A 6,483-nucleotide genomic window follows, 5' to 3' on the forward strand; every position below is an offset into this window, starting at 1 on the left:
CCATTGGAGGACCGTCGCGGCTGCGGTCGACCTCCAGAATCGCGCGCACGCCCAGCTTCACGCCGTAGCCCGGTAGCTGACCGTCTGCCCGAGATGCTTCCGAGCCGAGGCCTGGTCCACTTGGCTCAAGCGCCTTTCAACGCCCGCGCGATCTGCGCCTCGCCGCTCTGGATCGCGGCACCGGAGCCGGGTGGGCGCGGACCCACAACCGCGACTACCGCCTCGGCCGCCCGAGCGGGCATGCGGGTCACGACCAGTGACCCCATACGCCTCTCCGCCGTGAGCAGGAGTTGGTCGCGGCCGGAGTGAAGCAGGAACGAGACCATACCCCGCGTATGCCCCTCGGCGGGGGCGCCGTCAGTCCGGGAACGATCTCGGCTCCGTTAGACCATGTAGGAAGAAGCGGACGGCGAAGCGGACCCAGTCATCGTCGTTGCCGAAGCCGGTCACGTTGGGGTGCTGCGTTTCCGGTCGAAGTGCCTCCATAAGCGTGGCGAACCTTCTTGGCCCTGTGGTCATGTTCAGGAACAGCCGCGCCGCCTGGGGGGCCCGGAGTTCACTTCCGTCCGCCTGGGTCGCCGGATTGATGAGGCCACGAGCCGTGAGGAACGCCGCGATGCGTTCCTCGGCGCCGCCGATCACCTGTCGGTGCAGCGTCTCCGCGAGGTCCGACAGGCGCTCGGCTTCGGCGATCACCACGCGCTGCAGGCGCACCGGGCCGATCCAGGTGGAGAGATCACTGAACCGGCTGGCAAAACGGGTCAGTTCGGCCTCCGGGTCTCCGGCCGGATCGAGCACCGGAAGCTCGGCGAGGAACCACTCGGTCGCCTGGCCGATCGAGGCGCGGAACAGCGTCTCCTTGTTGGTGAAGTGGGCGTAGACCGTCCGTTTGGTCGTGCCGGCGACGTCGGCCACCTCGTCCATGGACGCCTTATCGAACCCGCGCTCACCGAAGGTGATGAAGGCGGCGCGCAGGATGCGGGCGGGGAGAGGGAGGTCCTTCACGGTCTTCATCGATCAAGTCCCTATCACAAGTCCGTATGCGTCGTCGCCAATCGGATTGACACCCCTTCGATGTATACTATACGGTATAGTATATTCTGAATTGCTCACGGAGCAAGCGGTGCTGACGAAAGGACAGGCCCATGGTGGACTTCACGGTCAACGGACGGGTCGTAGCGGTGCCAGAGGACGCGGCTGACAAGCCCCTGCTCTGGGTGCTTCGTGAGGATCTCGGCCTCCTCGGCACCAAATACGGCTGCGGCATTGCCGAATGTGGCGCGTGCACCGTCGCGGTCGACGGCGTCGCGATGCCCTCCTGCCAGGTTCGCGCCGAGGACCTCGGCGGTGCCAGCATCGTCACCGTCGAAGGCCTCGCTGGCGAGGACGGACGGCTCTCGGTGCTCCAGCAAACCTGGCTCGACGCGCAGGTGCCGCAATGCGGCTACTGCCAGCCGGGCTTCCTGGTGGCGATCACCGTGCTCCTCGTCGAGACCCCCTCCCCCACCGACGCCCAGATCGACGCGGCGATCACCAACATCTGCCGCTGCGGCACCTATCCCCGCATCCGCCGGGCGATCCACCGCACGGCGCCGTCCTGTCGGTCGAATAAGGAGCCGCCATGCCCCTCGTCACCCGCCGCGGTCTCCTCCTCACCGGCGCTGCCGTCGCCGGAACCGCCCTCGTCACCGCCGTCGCCGGCGTCGGTTATCTCGCCACCGTCGACGTCGACGGCCTCGCGGGCTCCCTCGACGGCGAGGACGCCCACCTCAACGCCTTCGTCGTCGTCCATCCCGACGGCCGCGTCGTCGTCAACGTGCCCCGGGCCGAGCTTGGCCAGGGTATCCACACCGGCCTCGCCATGCTGGTGGCCGAGGAGATGGACCTTCTCCTCGACGACCGTGTCACGGTGGTCTTCCCCACCGAGGCCCACCCGGCCTATTCCAGCTGGTTCAACATGCTGCAGGTGCGGCCGGAGGAAGCGTCCGGCCCGGTGGTCTGGCTCGGCCGACGGCTCCTCGGCGAACTCGGCTTCATCGCCACCGGCGCGTCGGCGTCGACCATGTCCCTCTGGCACCCGATGCGGGTGGCTGGCGCCGCCGCGCGAGCCATGCTGGCCGAGGCGGCAGCCGTCCGCCTCGGCGTACCACGCGCCGACCTTCGGACAGCCGACGGCCGCGTCCACCACGACGCCAGCGGCGGAGCCTCGCCTATGGCGAACTCGCCCGCGACGCGGCGCTGCTGGCTCCGCCCGAGGCACCGGCGTTGAAGCCGCGGTCCGAGTGGCGGCTGATCGGCCGATCCCAGCCGCGGCTGGATCTCCCAACCAAAATTCGCGGCGCGCCGGTGTTCGGCATCGACGTCGCGCCGCCGAACCTCCTCTACGCCGCCGTCCGCCACGCCCCGGTATTCGGAGCGACCGTCGCCCGTGTCGCCAACGAGGCCGCGGTGCGGGCGCTCCCGGGCGTCATCGACGTCGCGGTGATCGACGGACGCGCCGTCGCGGTGGTGGCAGCGAGCTGGTGGCGGGCCGAACGGGCGGCGGCGGATCTCGAGATCGCATGGTCCCGGACCGATGCCGCGGCCGTGGACAGCGCCGCCCTGAGGGACGATCTTCTGGCTGGTCTGGAGAGCGCGGAGCCTTACGGCCACATCGATGAAGGCAACGTCGACGCCGCCCTCTCCGCGCCGCAGGCGAAGGTGGTCGAAGCCGACTACGACGTCCCCTTCGTCACCCACGCCTGCATGGAGCCGATCAACGCCACGGCCCTCCTCCTCGCCGACGGGACGGCCGAGGTCTGGGCGTCGTCGCAGACGCCGGTTGCGATGCGCGGCGGTGCGACCCAAGGCATGGGCTGGGCGGGGGTGACGCCCACCAGAGTGGTTCCCCACGTCACCATGGCCGGGGGTGCCTTCGGGCGGCGCTCGGACCGGGACGTGATCGCCGAGGCGGCCTTCCTCGCCGCCCGCCACCGCGGCCGGCCGGTCAAGCTGATATGGTCACGGGAGGAGGACATCGGCCGCGGGCTCTACCGCAGCCACGCCGCCGCCCGCCTCGCCGCAGCGCTCGGGCCGGACGGCCTGCCCGTTGCCTACGACGCGCGGGTGGCGGCGCAGGCGGCCTTCCACTCCATCGCCGGACGGAACTTCCCGGTCACCCCGGGTCCCGACGGCGAGTTCCTGACGGTGGAAGGCCTCGACAAGCGGCACTATTCCATCCCGTACCGCCGAATGCGGAGCCAGCAAGTGCCGAGCCACGTCCCGATCCACTTCTGGCGGTCCAACGGCTTCTCCTTCAACACCTTCTTCTCCGAGAGCTTCGTCGACGAATGCGCGCTGGCCGCCGGGACGGATCCGCTCGCCTATCGCCGGAATCTTCTCCGGGACAGCCCGCGTCACCGCGCCGTGCTCGACCGTGCCGCCGAGGTCGCCGACTGGGCACGGCCGCTCCCGCCGGGCCGAGGTCGCGGCATCGCGATCGAGGAGTGCTACCGCAGCGTCGTCGCCCAGGTGGTCGAGGTGACGGCCCTCGGTGAGCGCGGGATCCGTGTCGACCGCGTGGTCTGCGCCCTCGACGCCGGGCTGATCCTGAACCCCGACCAGGTGGTGGCGCAGATCGAAGGTGGCATCCTCTTCGCGCTGACCACGGCACTCCTCAGTCGGATCAGCTTCGAACAGGGCGCGGTAGTGGAGAGCAACTTCACCGACTATCCGATGCTGCGGCTCGCCACCGCGCCGGACATCGAGGTGGCGCTCGTCGACAGCCCGCTGCCGCCGTGCGGCGTCGGCGAGCCCGGCGTGGTGCCGACCGCCGCGGCCCTCGCCAACGCCATCCACGCCGCCACCGGTCGCCGTCTCCGCAGCCTGCCGCTGGACGTCACCGTCGCCGGCCTTGCGAGCGATACGTGATTTGTCGCTAGGCCGTTCTGCCCCTTCTCTCCGAACCTCTTGAGGACGTTTCATGACCGTTAACCGTAGAGCCCGACCTTTCGTGGCCGCAATGGTGCTGTTCGCTGTCGGGATCGGCGCCGCGATGGCCGAAAGCGCCCCGTCCGACGCCATCCTCGGCACCTGGGCCACCTCGGACGGCAACCTGGTGATCCGCGTCTACGATGCCGGCGACACCTATGCGGCGCGCTTCGTGTACGGCGCGCTGGTGGTGGAAGCCGACGGCCGGACGCTGAAGACCGACGAGAAGAACCCCGACCCGTCGTTGCGCTCCCGCTCGCTCGCCGACGTCGACTTCGTCTCGGAGTTGACTTTCGACGCGGGCGACCAGAGTTGGGAAGATGGCGTGCTTTACCAGGCCTCCACGGGCGCCACCGCCTCGGCACGGGTCACCATGGATGGCGAGGCCCTAAACCTCCGCGCCTACCGCGGGACGCCGCTCCTCGGACGGACGATCGTGTTCCAGCGCCAGGCCGACTGACATGATCCGCTGCACCGTCCACCGCCGCCGGGATCCGACGCCAGGAACTGCCGGCGACCACCTCCGCTTCGCGCGGTCGTGGCTCCAAGCCCCCTTGCGCGTCGCCGCCATCGCGCCGTCGGGCCGGAGCCTTGCCCGGCTGATCACGCGGGACATAACTCCCGCCTCCGGACCGATCCTTGAACTCGGCCCGGGGACCGGCGTGTTCACCGCCGCCCTCCTCGATCGCGGGATCGACGAGACCGACCTGACGTTGGTCGAGATGGACGCCGCCTTCGCTAGCCTCCTCCGCGCGCGCTTCCCACGCGCCGGGGTGGTCGAGGCCGACGCTGCTCGTCTCGATCCGTCCGCGCTTTTCCCCGGTACGAAAGCCGGAGCGACGATCAGCGGCCTCGGCCTCCTCTCCATGCGCCCGCGCACGGTGATCGCCATCCTGAAGGGCGCCATCGCCTGCATGCGGCCGGACGGTGCTCTATTCCAGTTCACCTACGGCCCGACCTGCCCGGTGCCGCCGGCTATCCTCGCCCGGCTTGGACTGAAGGCCAATCGAACGGGCGGGACCTGGGCCAACCTCCCGCCCGCCTCCGTCTACCGGATCGAGCGGGACCCGACGATCTCGCGGTCGCCCCTCACCGGACCTGCCACAGGAGCGCCGAAATGAGCAGGTGGACAACACAGGCCATGCCCTCGCTCCCCGGGCGGTGGGCGCTCGTCACCGGTACGGGCGGTCTGGGACTCGAGGCCGCCCTCGCCACCGCCGGAGCGGATGTGATCGTCGCGGGGCGCGATCCGGACAAGGGCGCCGCCGCGATCGCGTCGATCAATCAGAGGGTGCCCGAAGCCCATGTCCGCTTCGGCGGTGTCGATCTCGACGACCTCGCTTCGATCGCCGACTTCACCACGGAACTGGTCCGGACGGAACAGCAGCTCGATATTCTCATCAACAACGCCGGCGTAATGACCCCGCCGGACCGCCGCGTTCCGCGACGCTGCCGGCGCTGACGATGCGCGCCGTCTGCCCCTGCTTCAGGAGCGGTATCAGGCCCGCCGTGAGGGCGAAATGCCCGAGATGGTTGGTGCCGACCTGCAGCTCGAAGCCGTCAACCCGTTCGGCGACAATCCGCAGCAGACCTGCATTGGCGCCCGCCGCGGCGATGATGGCGAGCTTCGCCAGGAAGGGCGGGTTGCCGACGTAGTCCGAGATCCGGACGGACGCGAGCGCAGCTCCCGAGGCCGCCGCGACGGCGAAGCCGGCGAGCGCAATGCGGATCATCGTCGGAAGGGCCGCATCCATCCGGGCGCGAGGAGGCCGAGCAGGCGGAGGTCGACGGCGAGGATCGACCCGACGAGCGTCGCGATGCCGATCAGATGGACCGTCGACGCCGCCGCGTAGAGCATCGGCGCTGCCGCCAACGCCCGGGCCAGGGCCGTCGCTTCGATCCAGGCGACGTCGATCACGGGCAACCGTCCGTCTTCCGGTGCAGGCCGCGGTCGTAGGAGACCACCGTCCCGTCCTCGAGGCGGATCCACGAACTGCGCAGCTCGTGCGGATCCCGGCAGTTGCGGAGCGCGAGGATCGTTACCCGATTGCCGACCTTGATCCGGCTCCACAGCGCATAGAAGGTCTGGACCGGCGACAACTCCACCGTCCGCTCGACACCGACGTCCTCCGGGCGGACGACGGGCGGACCGGTGAACTCGTCAGGCCGGCCCGCCCCGAGATCGGTGGTCGTCGGCCGCTCGACCGCGACGACGACGACGGGATGGGGCGGCGAGAAGGTCGCCCGCGTCACGCGACCCTCCAGAACGATGGGCGTACTGGTGTCGTAGAGCCCCATCACCCCATGATGCGCGCCGGCGATCCCGGAGGCGAGGACGAGGAAGGCAACGAGATAGATGAACTTGCGAATTTCCATTGGATCGTCGACCCTCATGACCTATAAATACGGCTCTGCTCGACACAGATAGCGACGCATGAGAATAGACTTCAATCCGATCACTTTAATTCTATTTGAAGCCTGGGTGTCCGTCGGCTTTAGTGGAATGCGTGGTGA

The 6,483-nt window shown here is 69.2% G+C and carries 9 protein-coding genes and 1 pseudogene; 6 read left to right on the forward strand and 4 right to left on the reverse strand.

The annotated features are described in order from the left end of the window. Window positions 1–357 precede the first annotated feature (357 nt). On the reverse strand, window positions 358–1,014 hold the full coding sequence (locus A6302_RS18780) for a TetR/AcrR family transcriptional regulator (RefSeq protein WP_069308314.1): 657 nt from the start codon (window positions 1,012–1,014) through the stop codon (window positions 358–360). Window positions 1,015–1,145: 131 nt separating this feature from the next. Here A6302_RS18780 and A6302_RS23695 point away from each other — a divergent pair. The 6 genes and pseudogenes from A6302_RS23695 to A6302_RS18810 all read left to right on the forward strand — a co-directional run. Next, window positions 1,146–1,592 (forward strand): annotated as a pseudogene (locus tag A6302_RS23695) ((2Fe-2S)-binding protein); the annotation flags it as partial. A gap of 29 nt (window positions 1,593–1,621) precedes the next feature. Further along, window positions 1,622–2,269: a molybdopterin cofactor-binding domain-containing protein gene (locus A6302_RS23700; RefSeq protein WP_069308316.1), complete on the forward strand. Its 648-nt coding sequence runs from the start codon at window positions 1,622–1,624 to the stop codon at window positions 2,267–2,269. A gap of 77 nt (window positions 2,270–2,346) precedes the next feature. Further along, window positions 2,347–3,909, forward strand: a complete 1,563-nt coding sequence (locus A6302_RS23705) for a xanthine dehydrogenase family protein molybdopterin-binding subunit (protein ID WP_141703940.1) — start codon at window positions 2,347–2,349, stop codon at window positions 3,907–3,909. 91 nt (window positions 3,910–4,000) lie between these two features. Further along, on the forward strand, window positions 4,001–4,429 hold the full coding sequence (locus A6302_RS18800) for a DUF2147 domain-containing protein (protein WP_245294147.1): 429 nt from the start codon (window positions 4,001–4,003) through the stop codon (window positions 4,427–4,429). Between the two features lies 1 nt (window position 4,430). Then, window positions 4,431–5,090: a class I SAM-dependent methyltransferase gene (locus A6302_RS18805; protein WP_069308319.1), complete on the forward strand. Its 660-nt coding sequence runs from the start codon at window positions 4,431–4,433 to the stop codon at window positions 5,088–5,090. A 20-nt stretch (window positions 5,091–5,110) separates the two neighbouring features. Continuing rightward, on the forward strand, window positions 5,111–5,431 hold the full coding sequence (locus tag A6302_RS18810; protein WP_069308320.1) for an SDR family NAD(P)-dependent oxidoreductase: 321 nt from the start codon (window positions 5,111–5,113) through the stop codon (window positions 5,429–5,431). Here A6302_RS18810 and A6302_RS25915 read toward each other — a convergent pair. The 3 genes from A6302_RS25915 to A6302_RS18825 are packed head-to-tail and all read right to left on the reverse strand — an operon-like array spanning window position 5,370 to window position 6,345. Beyond that, window positions 5,370–5,702 carry a hypothetical protein gene (locus A6302_RS25915; protein ID WP_069308321.1) on the reverse strand — a complete coding sequence of 111 codons (333 nt, stop codon included), beginning with the start codon at window positions 5,700–5,702 and terminating at the stop codon, window positions 5,370–5,372. The two genes, A6302_RS18810 and A6302_RS25915, sit on opposite strands and share 62 nt — an antisense overlap. Next, window positions 5,699–5,887 carry a hypothetical protein gene (locus A6302_RS22440; RefSeq protein ID WP_069308322.1) on the reverse strand — a complete coding sequence of 63 codons (189 nt, stop codon included), beginning with the start codon at window positions 5,885–5,887 and terminating at the stop codon, window positions 5,699–5,701. The genes A6302_RS25915 and A6302_RS22440 overlap by 4 nt, the downstream gene beginning before the upstream one ends. After that, window positions 5,884–6,345 (reverse strand): hypothetical protein, encoded by a 462-nt coding sequence (locus A6302_RS18825; protein WP_069308323.1) that lies wholly within the window; start codon window positions 6,343–6,345, stop codon window positions 5,884–5,886. Before A6302_RS18825 ends, A6302_RS22440 begins: the two co-directional genes overlap by 4 nt. Window positions 6,346–6,483: the final 138 nt, after the last annotated feature.

The organism is Methylobrevis pamukkalensis, from assembly GCF_001720135.1.
Classification (GTDB): Bacteria; Pseudomonadota; Alphaproteobacteria; order Rhizobiales; family Pleomorphomonadaceae; genus Methylobrevis; species Methylobrevis pamukkalensis.

What these genes read in the sequence shown, in the direction of transcription:
- A6302_RS23700 (WP_069308316.1), top strand. Translation starts at nt 1,622, where the DNA reads ATGCCCCTCGTCACCCGCCGCGGTCTCCTCCTCACCGGCGCTGCCGTC.
- A6302_RS18825 (WP_069308323.1), bottom strand. Translation starts at nt 6,345, where the DNA reads ATGGAAATTCGCAAGTTCATCTATCTCGTTGCCTTCCTCGTCCTCGCC.
- A6302_RS18810 (WP_069308320.1), top strand. Translation starts at nt 5,111, where the DNA reads ATGCCCTCGCTCCCCGGGCGGTGGGCGCTCGTCACCGGTACGGGCGGT.
- A6302_RS25915 (WP_069308321.1), bottom strand. Translation starts at nt 5,702, where the DNA reads ATGATCCGCATTGCGCTCGCCGGCTTCGCCGTCGCGGCGGCCTCGGGA.
- A6302_RS18800 (WP_245294147.1), top strand. Translation starts at nt 4,001, where the DNA reads ATGGTGCTGTTCGCTGTCGGGATCGGCGCCGCGATGGCCGAAAGCGCC.
- A6302_RS18805 (WP_069308319.1), top strand. Translation starts at nt 4,431, where the DNA reads ATGATCCGCTGCACCGTCCACCGCCGCCGGGATCCGACGCCAGGAACT.
- A6302_RS18780 (WP_069308314.1), bottom strand. Translation starts at nt 1,014, where the DNA reads ATGAAGACCGTGAAGGACCTCCCTCTCCCCGCCCGCATCCTGCGCGCC.